The sequence below is a fragment of the Streptomyces rimosus subsp. rimosus genome, assembly GCF_000720725.1.
In the GTDB taxonomy this organism is placed as follows: Bacteria; Actinomycetota; Actinomycetes; order Streptomycetales; family Streptomycetaceae; genus Streptomyces; species Streptomyces rimosus_A.
In genome coordinates, this window is the sequence record NZ_JOCQ01000031.1 from 84880 (window position 1) to 106320 (window position 21441).

Genomic DNA, 21441 nt, shown 5'->3' on the forward strand with positions numbered 1-21441 from the left:
CGTGGCCGATCCGTACGGTACGGCGGGTGCCCGTATGTACCGCACGGGTGACGTGGTGCGCTGGAATGCCCACGGCCGGCTGGAGTTCGTGGGCCGGGCCGACGACCAGGTCAAGATCCGTGGCTTCCGCGTCGAACTCGGCGAGGTCGAGGCGGCCCTGACCGCACTGCCGGGTGTGGACCGGGCCGCCGTCGTGGTGCGTACCGACGGCGATGTCACCCGGCTGGTCGGTTACGTCGTCGGGGACGCGGACGGGCCGCGGCTGCGGCAGGCACTCGCCGACCGCCTGCCCGACTACATGGTTCCGGCCGCCGTCGTCCCGCTGGACGAGCTGCCGCTGACCGCCAACGGCAAGACCGACCGCAAGGCCCTCCTCGCGGACCACCCCGCGCCGGACTACGCCGGATCGGCCACCCGCTCCGGGCGCGCGCCGCGTACGGAGACCGAACGGCTGCTGGCCGGACTCTTCGCCGAGGTGCTGGGCGTCCCCGAAGTCGGTTTGGACGACAGCTTCTTCGACCTGGGCGGCGACAGCATCGTCTCCATCCAGCTCGTCAGCCGCGCCCGCAAGGCCGGGCTCGTGCTCAGCCCCCGCGAGGTCTTCACCCACCGTACGGTCGAGGCGCTTGCCGCGGTCGCGGACACCGCCCGGGACGCGGTCGTGGTGGAGGAGGCCGGGGCGGGCATCGGGCCGGTGCCGGTGACGCCGATCGTGGCCGTGACCGATCAGGCCGGGCCCTGGGGCCAGTTCCACCAGTCGATGCTGGTCGAGGTCCCCGCCGAACCGGGGCTCGACCGGCTGACCGCCGCGCTCCAGGCGGTGCTGGACCACCATGACGTACTCCGGTCCCGGCTCGACGGCGGTACGTGGGAGATCGCGCCGCGGGGCGCGGTGCGGGCTGCCGTACGGCGCGTGGACGTGACCGGAACGGACGCCGACGCACTACTGGCGGTCCTGGCGGACGAGGCCGAGGCGGCGCAGCGCTCGCTGAACCCGAAGACCGGTGACCTGGTGCGGGCCGTATGGTTCGACGCCGGCCCGCACGCCTCCGGACGCCTGCTCCTGGCCATTCACCACCTGGTCGTGGACGGCGTGTCCTGGCGCATCCTGCTACCCGACCTGCGCAGCGCATGGGAACAGACCGCCGGGGGAGGGGAAATCGAACTCGACCCGGTCGGTACGTCGTTCCGCACTTGGGCGCGTGCCCTGGAGACGGCGGCGGGGGAGCGGTCCGGCGAACTCGGCCTGTGGCGCGCCATGGTGTCCGAGCCCGAGCCGCTCCTCGGCGCCCGCGCGCTCGACCCGGCCGTCGACACCGTCACCACGGGGGCCGAGCTGACGCTCAGCCTCCCCGCGCAGTGGACCGCGCCGTTGCTCACCCGGGTGCCCGCCGCGTTTCGGGCCGGGGTCAACGACGTGCTGCTCACGGGCCTGGCGATCGCCGTTGCCAACTGGCGGGAGCGGCAGGGCCAGGGGAGCGCCGGGCGTGCCGTCCTGGTGGACCTGGAGGGCCACGGCCGCGAGGAGCAGGCCGTGCCCGGCGCCGACCTGTCCCGTACGGTCGGCTGGTTCACCAGCCTGTACCCGGTCCGCCTGGACCTGGGCGGCATCGACCTGGCCGACGCCGCCGAGGGCGGCGCCTCGGCGGGGGCCGCCCTCAAGCGGATCAAGGAACAGCTGCGGTCCGTACCGGACAACGGCATCGGCTACGGCCTGCTGCGCCACCTCGACCCGCGTACGGCCGAGCAGTTGGCGGGCGGCACCGTGCCGCAGATCGGCTTCAACTACCTGGGCCGGTTCGCGGCGAGCGGCCCGCAGGACGCCGCCGGGGACGCGTACTGGGTGTCCGCGCCCGAGGCCACCGGCATCGGCGGCGGCACCAACGACGACATGCCGCTGCCGCACCTGATCGAGGTCAACGCCCACACCGAGGACCGCGCGGACGGCCCGCGACTGGTCGCCACCGTCGGCTGGGCCGGTGAGGTGCTGTCCGAGGCGGACGTGAAAGCCCTCGGCGAGGCGTGGCTCGACGCGCTCAAGGCGCTGGCGGCGCACGCCGCGCAGCCGGGAGCCGGCGGGCTCACCCCCTCCGACGTACCCCTGGCGGGACTAGGCCAGCAGGAGCTGGACGCGCTCGCCGCGACCGTCCCTGGTGAGCTGTCCGACGTACTGCCGCTCGCACCTCTCCAGCAGGGCCTGCTCTTCCACGCCGTATTCGAGGAGCAGGGCCCCGACATCTACAACACCCAGCTCGTCTTCGACCTGGAAGGCGACTTCGACGCCGACGCGCTGCGCACCGCCGCGCACATCCTGCTGGACCGGCACGCCAACCTGCGTGCCGCTTTCCGGCACGACGGCCTGGACCGGCCGCTCCAGATCGTCCCGGCGCGGGTCGATCTGCCCTGGGAACAGCTCGACCTCAGCCACCTCCCCGCCGAGGAGGCCGAAGCCCGGGCCGGGGAGGCGGTCGAGGCCGACCGGCTGCGCCGCTTCGACCTCGGCGAGCCGCCGCTGGTGCGCTTCACCGTGATCACACTGCCGGGTGGCCGGGCCAAGGTGCTGTTCACCAGCCACCACATCCTGCTGGACGGCTGGTCGACACCGCTCCTGGTGGGCGAGCTCTTCGAGCTCTACACATCGGGCGGGGACGCCACCGCCCTGCCGAAGGTCCGCCCGTACCGGGACTACCTTGCCTGGCTGGCGGAGCAGGACCGGCAGTCCGCCGAGAACGCCTGGCAGCAGGCGCTCGCGGGCGTCGAGCCCTGCCTCCTCGTACCGGACGACAGCCGGCACACGCCGGTACTGCCCGCACAGCGCTCGGTACGGGCGACGGCGGAGTGCACCGAGGCGCTGACCGCCTTCGCACGGCGGCACGGCCTGACCCTGAACACCGTCGTGCAGGGCGCCTGGGCGGTGCTGCTGAGCCGGCTGACCGGCCGCGACGACGTGGTGTTCGGCAGCACCGTCTCCGGGCGCCCGCCCGAGGTCCCGGGCGTCGAGACCATGGTGGGCCTGTTCATCAACACGCTGCCGGTCCGCGTCACGGCGGACCCGGAACAGCCGGTCGCCACGCTGCTGTCCCGCCTCCAGCACCAGCAGACCGAACTCATGCCGCACCAGTACCTCGGCCTCAACCGGCTCCAGTCCCTGGCCGGAACCGGCGCGCTCTTCGACACCCTGCTGGTCTTCGAGAACTACCCCGTGGACGGCACGGCCCTCGACGAGCAGACCGGCGGACTGTCCATCCGGGGCGTCGAGGGCGAGGACGCCGCGCACTACCCGGTCAGCCTCGCCGCGATCCCGGGCACCGAGCTGGAACTGCGCGCCGACTACCGGCCCGACCTCTTCGACGCCGAGCGCGTGGACCAGCTGCTCGACAGCCTGCTGCGGGTCCTGGACGCCATGGCCGACAACCCGCGGGCAGCGGTCGGCGACATCGAGATCCACTCGGCGGACACGCGGGCCGCCCTGCTGGAGACCGGGCGCGGCGCCGAGGTCCGGACCGCCCCGGCCACCCTGGCCGAGCTGTTCGAGGAGCAGGCCGCGGCCACTCCCGAGGCGACGGCGCTGGTGGGCGCCGGCGGCCGGCTCACCTTCGCCGAGCTGAACGCCCGGGCCAACCGGCTGGCGCGCCTGCTGGTCGCGCGGGGCGCCGGACCGGAGACCTCGGTGGCGTCGGCGCTGCCGAGGACGAGCGAGGCCGTCGTCGGCCTGCTGGCGGTGCTCAAGTCCGGCGCCGCCTACGTACCCGTCGACATGGAGTACCCGGCGGACCGCATCGCGTACATGCTGGCCGACTCCCGCCCCGTACTGACCCTGACCACGTGTGCATCCGGGGAGCTGCCGTACGGAGCGGATCGTCTGCTGCTGGACGACGCCGAGACCGTACGGGCGCTCGCCGCACTCCCCGCCACGGACCTGGCGCAGTCCGACCGGGTGGCGCCGGTGTCGCCGTCCAGCCCGGCTTACGTGATCTACACGTCGGGTTCGACCGGCCGCCCCAAGGGTGTCGTGGTGGAGCACCGCAGCGTGGTGAATCTGCTCCGCGCTCATCAGGCGGAGTTCTTCGGTCCGGTGTCGGGCGGGCGGCGTTTCCGGGTGGCGTTGACGGCGTCGCTGTCGTTCGACACGGCCTGGGACGAGCTGCTGTGGATGTGGGCGGGCCATGAGCTGCACTTCATCGACGAGACCACGCGCCGGGACCCGGAGCTGCTCCGTGCGTACGCGGTGGCCGAAGAGCTGGATCTGCTGGATGTGACGCCGACGTTCGCGCAGCACCTGCTGGACTCGGGGCTGTTCACGGGGACGGGGCATCGGCCGGAAGCCCTGCTGGTCGGTGGTGAGGCGCTGGGTGCGGCACTGTGGGAGCGGCTGGCGGCGCTGGAGGGCGTGGCCGTCCACAACTTCTACGGGCCGACGGAGGCGACGGTGGATGTGACGTCCACCGCGCTCGCGGATGGGTCTGGCGCGCGGATATCTGGGGCGTGCGGGGCTGACGGCGGAACGGTTCGTCGCTGACCCGTACGGCGTACCGGGCACGCGCATGTACCGCACCGGTGATGTGGTGCGCTGGAACGCGCGCGGTCAGTTGGAGTTCGTGGGCCGGGCCGACGACCAGGTCAAGATCCGTGGCTTCCGCGTCGAACTCGGCGAGGTCGAGGCGGCACTCGCGGCGCACCCCGGAGTCAGCCGGGCGACCGTGGCCGTACGGGAGGACCGGCCGGGCGTCACCCGGCTGGTCGGCTATGTCGTCGGGACGGCGGACGGGCACGAGGTGCGGTCCTTCCTCGGCGGACGGCTGCCCGACTACATGGTTCCGGCCGTGGTCGTGGCGCTGGACGAGCTGCCGCTGACCGCCAACGGCAAGATCGACCGCAAGGCGCTGCCCGCGCCCGCCCAGGACACCACCGGCGACCGGCCGCTGACCGGCCCGCGCGACGCGACGGAGCGGGCGCTGTGCGAGGTGTTCGCCGAGGTGCTGGGCGTTCCCGAGGTGGGCATCGACGACAGTTTCTTCGACCTGGGCGGCGACAGCATCGTCTCCATCCAGCTCGTCGGCCGCGCCCGCAAGGCCGGGCTCGTGCTCAGCCCCCGGGACGTCTTCCGGCACCGGACCCCGCGTGCCCTGGCGCAGATCGCCGGCGACCGCCCGCTGGGCGTGGCCGAGGACCGGGACGCCGGTACGGGACCGGTGCCGCTCACCCCGATCGTGGCCTCCATGGTCCAGGAGTCCCGCCACTACGCCGGGTTCCACCAGTCGATGCTGGTCGAGGTCCCCGCCGGGCTGGGGCTCGACCGGCTGACCGCCGCGCTCCAGGCGGTGCTCGACCACCATGACGTACTCCGGTCCCGCCTGCGCGGGGACAGCTGGGAGATCGCGCCGCGGGGCACGGTGCCCGCGGGCGCGTGCGTCGAGCGGGTGGATGTCTCCACGGCCGACGCCGACGGGCTCCTGGACGCCCTGGAGGACGCGGCCGCCACGGCACAGCGCACCCTGTCCCTCGAAGACGGCCGGCTCGTCCGCCTGGTCTGGTTCGACGCCGGACCGCACGCCACGGGACGGCTCCTCCTGGTGATCCACCACCTCGCCGTGGACGGCGTGTCCTGGCGCATCCTGCTGCCCGACCTGGCCTCCGCCTGGGAGCAGAGCGCGTCGGACGGCGATGGCGGCTGCGTCCTCGATCCCGTACCCACCTCGTTCCGTACGTGGGCCCGGGAGCTGACCGAGCGCGCCGCCGACCCCGGGCAGCGGGACTTCTGGGAGCGGACGCTCGGCGGACCCGCGTCCGCCCTCACCTCCCGCGCGCTCGACCCGGCGCGGGACACCGTCGCCACCGGCGGCGAACTCGCCGTGACCCTGCCCGCCGAGTGGACCGGCCCGCTGCTCACCTCGGTTCCCGCGGCCTTCCGCGCCGGCGTGGACGATGTGCTGCTCACCGGCCTGGCACTGGCGGTCCTGACCTGGCGGCGGCGCCGTGGCCTGCCCGACATCCCCGCGGTGGTGGTCGATCTCGAAGGCCACGGCCGCGAGGAGGAGCTGGTCGACGGCGCCGACCTGTCCCGTACGGTCGGCTGGTTCACCAGCCTGTACCCGGTACGGCTGGACCTGGACGGCATCGATCCGGCCGACGCCGCCGAGGGCGGCGCCGCGGCGGGAGCCGCCCTCAAGCAGATCAAGGAACAGCTGCGCGCCGTCCCCGACCGGGGCATCGGCTACGGGCTGCTCCGCTACCTCAACGCCGGGACGGCCGACGCCCTGGCGCGACTGCCGCAGCCGCAGATCGGCTTCAACTACCTCGGCCGGTTCGCGGCCTCGGGGGAGGACCCGTCGGACGGGCCGTCCTACTGGGAGGCCGCTCCCGAAGCCACCGGCCTGGCCGGCGGTGCGGAGCCGGACATGGCCCTGCCGCACGTCGTGGACGTCAACGCGGTGACCGAGGACCGGCCGGACGGCCCGTACCTCGTCGCGAACTGGGGCTGGGCCACCCGTCTCCTGCCCGAGGCGGACGTACGCGAGCTGGCCGAGGCGTGGCTCGAAGCGCTCAAGGCGCTGGTGGCCCACGCCGCGCGGCCCGGCAGCGGCGGCCTGACCCCGTCCGACGCGCCGCTCGTCGCCGTCACCCAGCGGCAGCTGGACGACCTGCGCTCCGAGCACCCGACCGTCACGGACGTACTGCCGCTGTCGCCGCTCCAGCAAGGCCTGTTCTTCCACGCCCGGTACGACACCGACGGCGTGGACGTCTACAACACCCAGCAGATCTTCGAGCTGCGCGGACAGGTCGACGTACCGGCCCTGCGGGCCGCGGTGGAGGCGCTGGTCGCGCGCCACCCCGTACTGCGCGCCGGCTTCCGGCAGCACGGCTTCGACCAGCCGGTGCAGTTCATCGCCGGGACCGTGGCCTCCCCGTGGCAGGAGACGACGCTCTCGGAGGAGGACGCGGACCGGTTCGTCGAGGACGACCGGGTACGCCGCTTCGACCTGGCCGCGCCCCCGCTGATGCGCTTCACCCTGATCCGGCTCGGCGGCGACCGCTACCGCCTGGTGTGGACGAGCCACCACATCCTGCTCGACGGCTGGTCGGTGCCGCTGGTCACCGGCGAACTCTTCGAGCTGTACGGGAAGCGCGGTGACGCCTCCGCCCTGCCGCCCGTCCGCCCCTTCGCCGACTACCTCGCCTGGCTGGCGGGACGCGACCGCACGGCGTCCGAGCGGGTCTGGCGGGAGGTGCTGTCCGGCGCCGAGCCCTGCCTGCTCGCGCCCCCGACGGCGGAACAGGCGCCCCCGGCGCAGCCCGCGCAGTACGCGGTCAGCGCCTCCGCCGAGCTGACGCGCAAACTGGACGCGCTGGCACGGCAGTTGGGGGTCACGGTCAACACCGTGCTCCAGGGGGCGTGGGCACTGGTGCTCAGCCGGATGACCGGACGCGACGACGCGGTCTTCGGCACCACGGTCTCCGGGCGCCCCGCGGAGATCCCCGGCATCGAGGACATGGTCGGGCTGTTCATCAACACCCTGCCGGTCCGGGTGACGCTCGATGCCACCGAATCCGTCGCGGACCTGCTGGCCCGCATCCAGCACCAGCAGTCCGACCTGCTCGACCACGCCTACCTGGGCCTCGCCGACCTCCAGGCACTCGCCGGCACCGGCGATCTCTTCGACACACTGCTGGTCTACGAGAACTTCCCGATCGACCATGAGGCGCTGGAAGCCGCGGTCGGCGACGTGGAACTGGCCGACGCGCACGGCTCGGACGCGGCGCATTACCCGATCAGCGTCGCCGCCCTGCCCGGCGACCGGCTGGAGTTCCGCGCCGACTATCAGCCGCACCTCTTCGACGCGGCGTGGATCGACCGGCTCTTCGGGCGGCTGCTGCGCGTGCTGGAGGCGTTCACGGCGCGGCCGGACGCGCCGGTGGGCCGGATCGGGGTCCTCTCCGACGCGGAGCTGCGGCGGCTGATCCCGGCGCCGGTGCCGCACCGGGCCCCGGACACGACGCTGCCCGAGCTGTTCGCGGCCCGCGCGCGGGCCGTGCCGGACGCGGTCGCCGTCGTCCACCAGGACGAGCGCCTGACCTACGCGGAACTGGACGCCCGCGCGGACCGCTGGGCGCGGGCGCTGGCCGCGCACGGCGCCGGGCCCGAGACCTTCGTCGCGGTCGCGCTGCCGCGCTCGGCGGACCTCGTCGTCGCCCTGCTCGCGGTGCTCAAGTCCGGCGCCGCGTACGTGCCGGTGGACCCCGGCTATCCGGCGGACCGCATCGCGTACATGCTCGCCGACACCGCACCGGTGGTCACGGTCACCGAGACCGCGCAGGACCTGGACGGCGCGCCCGGCAGCAGGCTGACGCTCGACGCGCTGCGGGCCCGGGAAGGCGACAGCCAGGTGCCTGCGGCGGGACCGGCCGTGCGGCCGCTGCCGGAGAACCCGGCCTACGTGATCTACACGTCGGGCTCGACCGGGCGGCCCAAGGGCGTGGTCGTACCGCACGCCAACGTCGTACGGCTCTTCTCGGCGACCCGGCACTGGTTCGACGTCGGCGCCGACGACGCCTGGACGCTGTTCCACTCCTACGCCTTCGACTTCTCGGTGTGGGAGCTGTGGGGGCCGCTGCTGAGCGGCGGCCGCCTGGTGGTGGTCCCGCACGAGGTGAGCCGTTCGCCGCGCGACTTCCTGCGGCTGCTGTCCCGCGAGCGGGTCACCGTCCTCAACCAGACCCCGTCGGCCTTCTACCAGCTCATGCAGGCCGACGAGGAGACGCAGGAGCCGGACGTACCGCTCGCGCTGCGCTACGTCGTCTTCGGCGGCGAGGCGCTGGAACTGCGCCGCCTGGCCGGCTGGTACGCCCGGCACGCCGACGACGCGCCCCGCCTGGTGAACATGTACGGCATCACCGAGACCACCGTCCACGTCACCCACCTGCCGCTCGACCGGGAGACGGCCGAGCGGGCAGCGGGCAGCCTCATCGGCGAGGCCATCCCGGACCTGCGTACCTACGTGCTGGACGCCGGGCTGCGGCCCGCCGCCCCGGGAGCCGCCGGCGAGCTGTACGTCGCCGGTGCCGGCCTGGCCCGCGGCTACCTCGGCCGCCCCGGCCTGACCGCGCAGCGCTTCGTGGCCGACCCCTTCGGCGCGCCCGGCACCCGGATGTACCGCACGGGCGACGTGGTGCGGTGGAACGAGGCCGGAGAGCTGGAGTACCTGGGCCGGGCCGACACCCAGGTCAAGATCCGCGGGTTCCGCATCGAACTGGGCGAGATCGAAGCCACGTTGGAGGCCCACCCCGCCGTCGCACAGGCGGCGGTCGTCGCCCGCGAGGACGATCCCGGGGACCACCGGCTGGTCGCGTACATCGTGCCGGCCGCGGACGGCGCGGACCACGACGCGCTACGGGAGTGCGCCGCCGGGCGGCTGCCGGAGTACATGGTGCCCTCGGCGTTCGTACCGCTGGAGCGGCTGCCGCTGACCGTGAACGGGAAGCTGGACCACAAGGCGCTGCCCGCGCCCGGCCACACCGGGGCACCGCGGGTGGCCCGGCGCGGCCCCCGCACCGCCACCGAACGCGTCCTGTGCCAGGCATTCGCCGAGGTGCTGGGCGTACCCGAAGTCGGCATCGACGACAGCTTCTTCCACCTCGGCGGCCACTCGCTGCTGGCCACGCGGCTCATCGGCCGGGTGCGTACCCTCCTGGACGCGGAGCTGCCGATCCGGGCGCTGTTCGAGGCGCCGACCGTCGCCGGCCTCGCACAGCGCCTGGACCCGGCAGGGGCGGCACGGGACGCCCTGGTCCCGGTGCCGCGGCCGGAGCGCGTTCCGCTGTCCTTCGCGCAGCGCAGGCTCTGGTTCCTCAACCGCCTCGACGGCCCGAACGCCACCTACAACCTGCCGCTCGTGGTGCGCCTGCGCGGCAGCATCGACCCGGCGGCCCTGCGCGCGGCGCTGCTGGACGTGCTGGTCCGGCACGAAAGCCTGCGTACGGTCTTCCCGGAGGTGGACGGCGCTCCCCAGCAAGCCGTCCGCGGTGTGGACGATGTGCCGGGCTGGCAGGTCGTCCACACCATTGAGGAGGAACTGCCCGCCGCCGTCGACCGGTTCGTGGACCATGCCTTCGACCTGACCACCGAGCTCCCGGTGCGCGCCGCCCTGTTCACGGCGGCCCCCGACGAAGCGGCCCCCGACGAGGCAGCCCTCGACGAGGCAGCCCTCGACGAGGCAGTCCTCGCGCTCGTACTGCACCACATAGCCGGTGACGGGCAATCCTTGGCCCCGCTGGCCGCCGACCTGCAAACCGCCTACGCGGCACGGGCCGCCGGTACGGAGCCGTCATTCACTCCGCTCCCGGTGCAGTACGCGGACTACACGCTGTGGCAGCGGCGCGTGCTCGGAGACGAGCAGGACCCGGACAGTCCGATCAGCAAGCAGGTCGCCTACTGGCAGCGCGCTTTGGCCGACCTGCCCGAAGAGCTGGCCCTGCCCTTCGACCGGCCCCGCCCGGCGGTCAGCAGCCATGCGGGCGGCAGCGTCGCGGTCCGTCTCGACGCCGCGCTGCACGGCAAGGTGGCCGAGCTGGCGCGGGCGCACGACGCGACCGTGTTCATGGTCGTCCAGGCGGCGCTGGCCACGGCGCTGTCCCGGCTGGGCGCGGGGGAGGACGTACCGATCGGCAGCCCCGTCGCAGGCCGCACCGACCAGGCCCTGGACGACCTCGTCGGCTTCTTCGTCAACACCCTGGTCCTGCGGACCGACCTGACCGGCAACCCGTCCTTCGCCGAACTGCTGCGCCGCGTGCGGGAGACCGGCCTCGCCGCCTACGCCCACCAGGACGTGCCCTTCGAGCGGCTGGTGGAAGTGCTGCAACCGGCCCGTTCCATGGCGCGCCACCCGCTCTTCCAGGTCATGCTGGCCATGGAGAACGGCGGCCCCGCGGACCCGGCGGCCGACTGGCCGGGCGCCGAGGCCGAGCCGTACGCCGTGGACAACACCGCGGCGAAGTTCGACCTCACCTTCAACCTCGCGGAGAGCCACGACCCCGGCGGCGAGCCGTCCGGCATCGACGGCGAACTCGAATACGCCACCGACCTCTTCGACGAGTCCACGGCCCGGTCGCTGGCCGACCGGCTGTCGCGCGTGCTCGCCGCGGTGACCGCGGACCCGGCGCGGCCGGTCGGCGAGATCGACCTGCTGTCCGGGCAGGAGACGGCACGCCTGCTCGACCAGGGGCGGCACGCCGATCCCGGCACCGTGCCCACGACGTTCCCGGCGCTGTTCGAGAGCGTGGTGGCGGCCGACCCGGACGCCCCGGCGCTCGTCGCCCCGGCCCGCGACGGCGGGGGTCGCGACACGCTGTCGTACGGCGAGCTGAACGCCCGCGCCAACCGCCTGGCGCGGCTGCTGATCGCCCGGGGAGCCGGACCGGAACAGTTCGTCGCCCTGGCGCTGCCGCGCGGCACCGACCTGTTCGTGGCCCTGCTGGCGGTGCTGAAGACCGGCGCGGCCTACCTCCCGCTGGACCTGACCTACCCGCAGGAGCGGATCGACTTCATCCTGCGCGACACCGCTCCGCTGCTCGCCGTCAGCATCGGCGAGGTCAGCGGGGTGCTGGACGGAGCAGGCCGCCCGATCCCCGTCGTCCTCCTCGACGAGGACGAGCAGTCGGCGGAGCCGGGGGAGCAGTCCGCGCACGACATCACGGACACTGTCACGGACACCGACCGGAACGCCCCGCTGCTGCCGTCGCACGCCGCCTACACGATCTACACCTCGGGCTCCACCGGCCGCCCCAAGGGCGTGGTCGTCTCCCACGCGGGCATCGCCTCCCTCGTGGCCACCCACCGCCGGTGGCTGCAAGCCGGTGCGGGCAGCCGGGTGCTCCAGTTCGCGGCGGTCTCCTTCGACACCTCGGTGTGGGAGATCACCATGGGCCTGCTCACCGGCGCAGCCCTGGTGGTCGCGTCCGACGACGAGCGCGGTCCGGGGGAGCCGCTGGTCCGCCTGCTCACCGAGCAGGCCGTCACCCACGCGACGATCCCGCCCGCGGTACTCGCCCGGCTGGACCCGGCACGGCTGCCGTCCGGCCGTACGGTGATCGTCGCCGGTGAGGCGTCCGGCCCCGGCCTGGTGGCGCGCTGGGCCGCCCACCACCGCGTGATCAACTCCTACGGGCCGACCGAGACCACCGTGGACGCCAGCATCGCGGTCTGCGCGCCGGGCCCCCGCGACACGGTCCCCATCGGCGGACCGGTCGTGAACACCCGGCTGTACGTGCTCGACCCGGCCCTGCGGCTGGTCCCGCCGGGCGTGCCCGGAGTGCTCCACGTCGCGGGCGCCGGGCTGGCGCGGGGATACGGGAAGCGCCCCGGGCTGACCGCCCAGCGCTTCGTCGCCGACCCGTACGGCCCGCCCGGGTCGCGGATGTACAACACCGGTGACGTGGTGCGGTGGAACGCCCGGGGCGAGCTGGAGTTCGTCGGGCGGGCCGACGACCAGGTGAAGGTGCGCGGCTTCCGTATCGAGCCGGGCGAGATCGAAACCGTGCTGGCCGGGCACCCCTCGGTCGAGCAGGTCAAGGTCACGGTCCGCGAGGACGTGCCGGGGGACCGGCGTGTCGTCGCCTACCTCGTGGGCGCGTCCGCCGCCGACACCGCCGCCCTGCGGGAGTTCGCCGGCGAGCGGCTGCCCGACTACATGGTCCCCGCGGCCTTCGTCGCGCTGCCCGCCCTGCCGGTCACCTCCCGCGGCAAGGTGGACGTGAAGGCCCTGCCCGCACCGGCCTACGTCTCCTCGGGCGGCCGGGCCCCGCGCACCCCCGTCGAACGCGCCCTGTGCGAGGTCTTCGCGGAAGCGCTCGGCGTCGACACGGTGACCGTCGACGACAACTTCTTCGAGCTGGGCGGCCACTCGCTGCTGGTGCTCCAGGTGGTGAACGGCGTCGAGCGGACGCTCGGCGTGCGGCTCCCGCTGCGCAGCCTCTTCGAGCACCCGACGGTGGCCCGGCTCGCGGAATCCGGCCTGGACGGCGGGCCGGGCGGGTTCGAGCCGCTGCTGCCCCTGCGGACCGGCGGCGACCGCGCCCCGCTGTTCTGCGTCCACCCCGTGGGCGGCCTGGGCTGGGATTACTTCGGCTTGCTACGCGGCCTCGCCCCGGACCGGCCCGTCCACGCGCTCCAGGCCGACGGCATGGATGCCGGCGGCATGGACGGGGAGGCCGGCCTGCCGGACACGATCGAGGAGATGGCCCGTGCGTACGTGGCGCGGCTGCGCGACGTACAGCCGACGGGCCCGTACCACCTGCTCGGCTGGTCCTTCGGCGGGCTGATCGCGCACGCGATGGCCACCCGGCTCCAGGAGGACGGGGAGGAGGTCGCGCTGCTGGCCCTCCTGGACAGCTACCCGCCGGTGCCGGGAGCGGCACCGCCCGCCGCCGACCAGGAAGAGGAACAGGCGGCCCTGCTGGAATTCCTCGGCATCGACCCCGCCGAATTCGGCGGGACGGCCCCCGCTCCGGAGGAATTGGCCCGGCTCCTGGCGGACGATCCGACCACCTATGCGGCGCTGGGTACGGAACGGCTGCTGGCCATCGGCCGGATCATCGGCCGGGGCGTCCGGGCGAGCCGGGAATTCCGCCCCGCCGTCTTCCGCGGCGACCCGGTGTTCTTCCAGGCCACCGAGGACCGCGCCGCCGACCTGCTCCCCGATGCGTGGGGGCCGTACACCGAGGGGCACATCGAGGTGCATCCCGTCGACTGCGCCCATTCCGAGATGCTCGAACAGCGGGCCGCTCTCACGAAGATCACTGCTGTTCTGTCCGAAAAGCTCACCTGAGAACACCCGAGAACACCCGAGAAGAAACAAGGACGAGGAGACCACCATGCAGAACCCGTTCGAGAACCCCGAGGGCACCTACTACGTCCTGGTCAACGCGGAGAACCAGCACTCCCTGTGGCCCGCTTTCGCCGAGATCCCCGAGGGCTGGGAGGTCCGCTTCGGCGAGGAGAGCCACCAGGCGTGCGTGGACTACGTGAACGAGAACTGGACGGACATGCGCCCCAAGAGCCTCGCCGACGCCATGGACGGCGAGGCGGCCTGACCCTTTCGGCACCGTTCCCCACGGGGATTCGGCGGGCGGCTTCCCGTACAGCCGGCAGCCGCCCGCCGAACCCCCGCTCTTCCTCCTGAGCCTCCTCCTCCTGAGAGAACGGACCCGCCCGTTTTGCACACCCGATCAGTCGCGCACTCCACCTGGTTCCGCCGATATACCCCGAGGCCGGACGCCGAATTCCAGGCCGTGTGTTTCCCGCACGCCGGGGGAGCCGCGAGCTATTACCGGGACTGGGCCCACGCCTTTCCCGCCCGCATCGAAGTCCTGGTGGCCCAGTACCCGGCCCGTGAGGACCGCCTGCCGGACGACCCCGTCCACGACCTCCACCGCCTCGCCGACCTGGCGGCCGAGGACCTGCTGCGGACCGCCGACCGGCCCTGTGTGCTGTTCGGGCACAGCATGGGAGCCCTGGTGGCCTACGAGGTCGCGCTGCGCATGCAGCGGGCCGGCCGGACCCCGGCGCGCCTGTTCGCGTCCGCTCAGAACGCGCCCGGACGACGGCCCACGGGCGAGCCGGTCCACGCCTCCGACGACGCGCTCGTACGGGAACTGCGGGAGATGGGCGGCACCGATGACGCGATCACGGCGAACCCCGAACTCCTGGAACTGCTGCTGCCCGGCATGCGCAGCGACTACCGGGCCGTGGACGCCTACCGGCCGCGTACGGGCACCGCGCTGACCTGCCCCGTCACCGTGCTGTACGGGGACGCGGACCCGTATGTGGACCCGTCGCACGCGTCCGCCTGGGCCGAAGCCACCACCGCGGACACGGACTGCGTACGGTTCGACGGCGGCCACTTCTACCTCCGGGACCGGCAGGCGGACCTGCTCACGGCGATCGCGGACCGGACGCCCCTCCGGGACCGTACGCATATGTGAAGCCGCGGACCGGCGCTTCGGTACACTGCCCCGGGCCCGGCCTGCCCGGCCCGCCCGGACGAAGCCCCTTCGAAAGCGACCACGCGATGCCCACCAGCATATTCTCCACCTCGGAGGAGTATCTCCCCGCAGCGCGGCGGGAGTTGACGGACATCTGGGGCAAGCGCGCGTCCGTCGAACGCCTCGGTCCGGACGTCGGCGCGCTGACCGTGCCCGACGCCTCGCTGCGGGACGTGTCCGAGCTGTGCCGGACCCGGCCGGTGACCTTCGTCAAACACCTGACGGCCGAGATCGACCGCGTCCCCTTCGACGAGGCACGGGACCTCGACGCCGTGACCCGGCGCGCGCTCGCCGCCCTCCCCCGGGACCTCCCGCCGGGCCCGCTGGCCGTCCAGGCCTGGGTGAGCGGCCAGAACCCCGCCGACTACGGCTCGGCGCAGCTCTTCCGCGGCCTGGCCGACGCCCTGGAGAAGCAGGGCTTCGAGGCCGTCCGCTCCGGCGCGCCCGCGGTCCTGTCCGCGTGCATCACCCGTGCGGGCGTCCTGCTCGGGATCGGGAACCCCACCGACAGCCTCTCGGACTGGCCGGGCGGCCGGGTGCGGCTCTCGCGCAGCCCCGACACCATCTCGCGCGCCGAGTTCAAGCTGGAGGAGGCGATCAAGGTCTTCGGCCTCGACCTCCCCCGCGCCGGGGTGGCCGCCGACCTCGGCGCCAGCCCGGGCGGCTGGACCCGCATCCTGCGCACCCACGGCCTGAAGGTCTGGGCCGTGGACCCCGGCGACATCGACCCCCGGCTGCTCGCCGACCCCGGCGTCCACCACGCCAGGACGACGGCCGGCAACTTCTTCGCGTCCAACAGGACGCGCTTCGACGTCGTCGTCAACGACATGAAGATGGACCCGCGCCTGACCTGCGACACCATGCTCACCGCCGCGCAACGGCTGCGCCCCGGCGGCACGGTCGTGGTCACCCTGAAGCTGGCGCACGGCAACGTCGTCGAGGTCGTGCACAAGTGCCTGGCCCGGCTGCGCAAGAAGTACGAGATCCTGCACGCCCGGCAGCTGCACCACAACCGCCACGAGGTCACGGTCGTCGCGCGGCTGCGCTGAGGGCCGGGGGCCGTGCCGCCACCGTGATCGAGCGAAGGACGGAGCCGTGATGGCGCGCATCGGGATCATCGGTGTGGGCGAGATAGCCCGCGCCATGGTGGAGGGGCTGTGCGCGGGGGAAGGCGCCCCGCCGGAGATCTTCCTCTCGCCGAGGGGGGCGGGCACGGCAGCCGACCTGGCCGGCTGCCACCCCACCGTGCGGGTCTGCTCCGGCAACCAGGACGTGATCGACCGCGCCACGCTGATCGTCCTCGCCGTCCGCCCCGGCCAGTGCGCCGAAGCCCTCGCCGGACTCACGGTTCCGGCGGACCGGGTCGTGGTCAGCGTGGTCGCCGGGGTGGCGATCGACGAAGTGCGCCGCACCCTCGGCACCGCGGCGCCGGTCGTACGGGCGATCCCGCTCCCCGCCGTCCGCAGCCGCACCTCGGTCACCGTCGTCTGCCCGGACCACCCCGCCGCCGCGGCGCTCTTCGGCACGCTCGGTGGCGCACTGCCGCTGGCGGACGAGGCGTCGTTCAACGTCTTCTCCGCCCTTACGGGAACCATCACCAGCCACTACGCGTACCTCGCCACGCTGACCGAGTGGGCCGCGGGCCAGGGCATTCCGGCCGAGGACGCGGACCAGTACCTGCGCAGTCTGTTCCAGGACGTCGGACGGGCCCTGGGCGACGGCTCCCGGCCGCTGCCCCGGCTCGTGGCCGACCACGAGACGCCGAACGGGAGCAACGAGCGCGTCCGCACGACCTGGTTCGACGAGAAGAACGCCGACGCGCTCAAGGAAACGCTCGACGCTCTCCTCGCGCACCTGGGAGGCGCCGGGCAGCGGACGCCGGACAGCCTTGACGCAAATAATTCGCGTTAAGGTGGGCTGGTGAATGCCAGCAAGAACACGGGAAGCGGGACGGCGGGCGCCCAGGGCGGCGCCCGCAAGGCCGCCCGCCCCGGTGGCCGCAGCGCGCGGGTGCAGGAGTCGGTGCACCGGGCCGTACGGGAGCTGATCGCGGAGCGGGGCCGGGACGGGCTGACCGTGCCGGTCATCGCGGCGCGCGCCGGGGTGACGCCGTCCACCGTGTACCGGCGCTGGGGCGACCTCCAGGAACTGCTGTCGGACGTGGCGGTGGAGCGGCTGCGGCCGGAGGGGCCGCCGGAGGACCACGGCTCGCTGCGGGCCGATCTCGGTGACTGGGCCGAGCGCTTCCTGGAGGAGATGGCGTCCGCGGCCGGCCGCGCGTACATCCGGGACGCGCTGGCCGGCGACCCGGACGGCGGCAACGCCGGGCAGTGTTCCGGCTACGCCGCCGATCAGGTCCGCATCGTCCTGGACCGGGCGCTCGCCCGGGGCGAGGCGGCACCGGAGCCGGAGGCGGTCATGGACCACCTCGTGGCGCCGATGATGTACCGCATCCTGTTCCGCCCCGGACCGGAGACGGGGGCGGGCGCGGCGGCTTACGCCCGGAGCCTGGTGGAGCGGCTGCTGCCCGCCTGACGGCTACAGCTGCCCGCCTGACGGCTACAGCGGCGCGAGTTCCGGCACCGGCCGGTGGGCGGTCTCGTAGGCGTGCGCCAGCTGGAGCAGGGTGGCTTCGGACAGTGGACGGCCGATCAGCTGCATGCCGATCGGCAAGCCATCGGCGTCGCGGCCGACGGGCACGGAGAGCGCCGGGAAGCCGGTGAGGTTGGCGGGCGCGGAGAGCCGTACGTAGGCGTCGGAGACCGACTCGGCCGAGCCGTCGGGCCAGGTGAACTCCGACTGCCCGGCACGGGCGGCGGTGGCGGGGACGGCCGGGGCCACGATCGCGTCGATACCGCCATGGCCCGCGGCGTCGTCGGTACCGTCGAACAGTGCCAGCCACCGCTGGTGCATGAGCGTCCGGGTGCGCTGGGCGCGGATGTAGTCGGTCGCCGGGACGAACTCGCCCGCCTCCAGGAGGATGCGCACGTCGTCGGCGTACAGGTCGGGCGCGGCCCGCAGCATGTCCTGGTGGTACGCGGTGGCCTCCGGGACCATCAGGCCCCACTGCGCGGCGTGCACGTACTCGGTCAGCGGTACGCGTACGGGCACGGCGGTGGCGCCGAGTGCGGTGAGCGCGTCGACGGCGGCCCGGACCGCCGTCGCGACCTGCGGCTGTACGCGCTCGAAGTAGTAGTTGGCGGGGATGCCGACGCGCAGTCCGGCGACCGGCGTGCCGAGGGCGCGGGTGTAGTCCTCACGCGGGTGGGCGAGGGACGCCGGATCACGCGGGTCGGGTCCGGCGAGCGCCTGGAGGACCAGCGCCGCGTCCCCCGCCGTACGGGTGAGCGGGCCCACGTGGTCCAGCGACCACGACAGGGACGTCACGCCGTGCCGGGGGACCAGGCCGTACGTCGGCTTCAGTCCGACGACGTGGTTGAGGGCGGCGGGGACGCGGATCGAGCCGCCGGTGTCCGTACCGAGGGCGAAGGTGGCCGCCCCGGCGGCGACGGCCGCCGCGGAACCCCCGCTGGAGCCGCCGGGTATGTGCTCGGGCGACCAGGCGTTACGGGTCTGCGGGGTGGTCAGCCCGTACGCGAACTCGTGGGTGTGGGTCTTGCCGGTCAGCACAGCGCCGGCCGCGCGCAGCCGCTCCGTCACGGCGGCATCGGCGTCCGGTACGTGGTCCGCCCGTACCCGGGAACTGGCCGTGGTCGGTACGCCCGCGACGTCGATCAGGTCCTTCAGCGCCACCGGGACGCCGTGCAGCGGGCCCCGCAGCTGCCCGGCGGCGATCTCCCGCTCGGCCTCGGCGGCGGACCGCAGCGCCGCCTCGCGGGCCACCGACACATAGGCGCCGAGCTTCGGTTCCACGGCCTCGGCCCGGTCGAGGACGGAGGCGGTGAGTTCGACGGGGGAGAGGGAACGGTTCGCGATGAGGCGGGCGGCTTCGGTCAGCGAGAGCCGGTAGGGCTCGGAGGGCAGGTGGCTCATGAGGTCCTCCGGGAGGCGGGGGCGCCGGGCACGGCGGTGAAGGAGGGTGCGGGCGGGGTCTCGCCCAGCGGTACGTCGCGCAGCGAGCCGAGAACCGTGTCGATGGCGTGCACGGTCGCCGCGACATCGGCCAGGCGGCCGGAGGGGAGCGGCAGTCCGGCGCGTCGGGCCAGGTGGGCGAGGTGGTCGGGCGGGAGCGGCGGGTGTGCGGGGCTGGACACGGGGCCTCCGTGGGAAGGGGGAGGGGCGGGGAGGGGGCGGCGCGCGGCGCCCTTGCGGGGCGCACTAAAGCAAAGGCTTTGCGTTTGGTGAGCGTAGGGCGCTAGGCTCGCCAAACGCAAATGCTTAGCTTTTACGGGGTGCCGGTCGCGCGCCTCCCCGGCCTCGGCCTCATCCCTTTCCTGCTCCCGCCCGTACGGAGACCCCCATGACCGATCGGCCCCAATCCCCCTGGCACATCGGCGACATCGTCGTGCACCGCATCGACGAGGTGGCGCTGCCGCCCGAGACCGGCGCCTGGCTGCTCCCCGGCGCGACGCCCGATCTCGTCACCGACGTGCCCTGGCTCGCGCCGGCGTTCGCGCGCTCCGACGGCACCCTCCGCGCCGCCGTGCAGACCTTCGCGCTGGAGATCGGCGGCCTGCGCGTCCTGGTCGACACCGGCATCGGCAACGGCAAGACGCGCGCCAACCCGGCCTGGCACCAGCTCGACACGCCCTATCTCGACCGGCTGGCCGCCGCCGGTTTCCCGCCGGAGAGCGTCGACTACGTGATCCTCACGCACCTCCACGCGGACCATGTCGGCTGGAACACCCGCCTCGCCCCCGACGGCAGCTGGCGCCCGACGTTCCCCCGCGCCCGCTACCTCACCGCGCGCGCCGAGTACGCCTACTGGTCCGGCGTCGAGATGGAGGAGAGCCGCCGCCAGATGTTCCGCGACTCGGTCGAACCCGTACGAGATCACGGCCAGTTGGACCTGATCGATGTCGACGGGCCCGGCACGGAGATCGTTCCGGGGCTCACCCTCGTCCCGGCGCCCGGCCACACTCCCGGCCAGAGCGCGGTCGCCCTGCGCAGCCAGGGGCAGTCGGCCCTCATCACCGGCGACTGCGTGCACCACCCCGTACAACTCGCCCACCCCGGCCTGTGCAGCAGCGTGGACATCGACCCGGAGGAGGCCGTACGGACCCGCCGGCGCCTCCTCGACGAGGTGGCGCGCACCGGGGCCCTGCTGCTCGGCAGCCACTTCTCCGCGCCGACCGGCGGCCTGGTGCGGCGGGACGGTACGGAGGAGGGGGCGTACCGGTTGGTGGCCGGCGAGAGGTGAGGGGGCGGCCCCGCGATCGCCTCGCGCGCCGGGGCGTGCGCTACCCGGAGTGCGCGCCCCGCATGGCGGCATTTTTGAATGCTTAAGGGCATATCGGGGCAAGGCTGTCGCAGTCGTTGCTGTCCGCCGCAGTCGTTCCCCGACTGCGGTTGCGTGCCCGGGAGGCCCTTCGATGAACCAGAGATCGTTCCGTGTCGTGGCGGCCACCGGATGCGCACTGCTGCTCGCGGCCCTGACCCCCCTGAGCACGGGGACGGCGAATGCCAGTTCGACGGTGGGCCGGGTGGCGGCTCCGCTGGCCGACGCCGTGCGGTTCCCCTGGTTCGGCGGCCCGGTCGTCGTGGCGCACCGCGGCGCCTCCCGGGCGGCACCGGAGAACACCCTCGCCGCGGTGGACGCGGCGGAGCGCCAGGGCTTCGAGTGGGTGGAGAACGACGTACAGCAGACCCGGGACGGGAAGCTGGTGGTGGTGCACGACACCACGCTGGCCCGCACCACCAACGTCGAGCAGGTCTTCCCCCAGCGCTCGCCCTGGCGGGTACGGGACTTCACGGCCGCCGAGATCGCGCGGCTGGACGCCGGGAGCTGGTTCGGCAAGCGCTTCGCGCGGGAACGGGTGCCGACGCTCAGGGAGTTCCTGCGGCGCATGGAGGACCGCGACCTGCGGCTGCTCCTGGAGATCAAGAGCCCGCAGCAGTACCCCGGCATCGAGTCCCGCATCGTCAGGGAACTCGCGGGCGCGGGCTGGCTCGACCGCGGCCACGTACGCCGCAAGCTGGTGGTGCAGAGCTTCAGCGCGGGCAGCGTGCGCACGGTGCACGGCCTCGTGCCCCAGGTCCGCACGGGCTTCCTCGGTAACCCGCCGGTCAACTCCCTGGCCTCGTACGCGCGTTACGCGGACCAGATCAATCCCCAGCTCTCCAAGGTGAACGCGCAGTACGTGGCCGCCGTCCACCGGCTGCACGGCGTGCACGGCGACCGGATGGAGGTCTTCGCCTGGGACGTGCCGCCGCGGAACTACAACCGGATCGCCGCGGCTTACGGCTTCGACGGGGTCATCGTCTGATCCGCGGGGGCTTACCCGG

The 21441-nt window shown here is 73.6% G+C and carries 10 protein-coding genes and 1 pseudogene; 9 read left to right on the forward strand and 2 right to left on the reverse strand.

Annotated features, from left to right (window positions below):
• Position 1 precedes the first annotated feature (1 nt).
• The 7 genes and pseudogenes from IH45_RS1000000150640 (at position 2) to IH45_RS0118010 (ending at position 17571) form a co-directional block, all read left to right on the forward strand.
• Positions 2-4519, forward strand: a complete 4518-nt coding sequence (locus tag IH45_RS1000000150640) for a condensation domain-containing protein (protein WP_050514949.1) — start codon at positions 2-4, stop codon at positions 4517-4519.
• Positions 4458-13820, forward strand: a pseudogene (locus tag IH45_RS1000000150645) (amino acid adenylation domain-containing protein); the annotation flags it as partial. The gene IH45_RS1000000150640 and the pseudogene IH45_RS1000000150645, both read left to right, overlap by 62 nt.
• 46 nt (positions 13821-13866) lie before the next feature.
• Positions 13867-14085 carry an MbtH family protein gene (locus IH45_RS0117990; RefSeq protein ID WP_030668772.1) on the forward strand — a complete coding sequence of 73 codons (219 nt, stop codon included), beginning with the start codon at positions 13867-13869 and terminating at the stop codon, positions 14083-14085.
• Between the two features lie 198 nt (positions 14086-14283).
• Positions 14284-14976, forward strand: coding sequence for a thioesterase II family protein (locus tag IH45_RS0117995; protein ID WP_050514951.1), 693 nt, complete (start codon positions 14284-14286; stop codon positions 14974-14976).
• Positions 14977-15062: 86 nt separating this feature from the next.
• On the forward strand, positions 15063-16085 hold the full coding sequence (locus IH45_RS0118000; protein ID WP_030668778.1) for an SAM-dependent methyltransferase: 1023 nt from the start codon (positions 15063-15065) through the stop codon (positions 16083-16085).
• 49 nt (positions 16086-16134) lie between these two features.
• Complete coding sequence (locus IH45_RS0118005; RefSeq protein WP_050514952.1) at positions 16135-16947, forward strand: NAD(P)-binding domain-containing protein; 813 nt, start codon at positions 16135-16137, stop codon at positions 16945-16947.
• A 99-nt stretch (positions 16948-17046) separates the two neighbouring features.
• On the forward strand, positions 17047-17571 hold the full coding sequence (locus tag IH45_RS0118010) for a TetR/AcrR family transcriptional regulator (RefSeq protein WP_030668782.1): 525 nt from the start codon (positions 17047-17049) through the stop codon (positions 17569-17571).
• A 24-nt stretch (positions 17572-17595) separates the two neighbouring features.
• Here IH45_RS0118010 and IH45_RS0118015 read toward each other — a convergent pair whose 3' ends face one another.
• A complete protein-coding gene (locus IH45_RS0118015; protein WP_030668784.1) occupies positions 17596-19029 on the reverse strand; it encodes an Asp-tRNA(Asn)/Glu-tRNA(Gln) amidotransferase GatCAB subunit A in 1434 nt (477 codons plus the stop codon).
• A complete protein-coding gene (locus tag IH45_RS01000000143755) occupies positions 19026-19250 on the reverse strand; it encodes a hypothetical protein (protein ID WP_032917718.1) in 225 nt (74 codons plus the stop codon). Before IH45_RS01000000143755 ends, IH45_RS0118015 begins: the two co-directional genes overlap by 4 nt.
• 206 nt (positions 19251-19456) lie before the next feature.
• On the opposite strand from IH45_RS01000000143755, the gene IH45_RS0118025 reads away from it, so the two are divergent.
• Together IH45_RS0118025 and IH45_RS0118030 are read left to right on the forward strand one after the other, a co-directional pair.
• Positions 19457-20356: an MBL fold metallo-hydrolase gene (locus tag IH45_RS0118025; RefSeq protein WP_030668786.1), complete on the forward strand. Its 900-nt coding sequence runs from the start codon at positions 19457-19459 to the stop codon at positions 20354-20356.
• 172 nt (positions 20357-20528) lie between these two features.
• Positions 20529-21422 (forward strand): glycerophosphodiester phosphodiesterase, encoded by an 894-nt coding sequence (locus tag IH45_RS0118030; protein WP_030668788.1) that lies wholly within the window; start codon positions 20529-20531, stop codon positions 21420-21422.
• Positions 21423-21441: the final 19 nt, after the last annotated feature.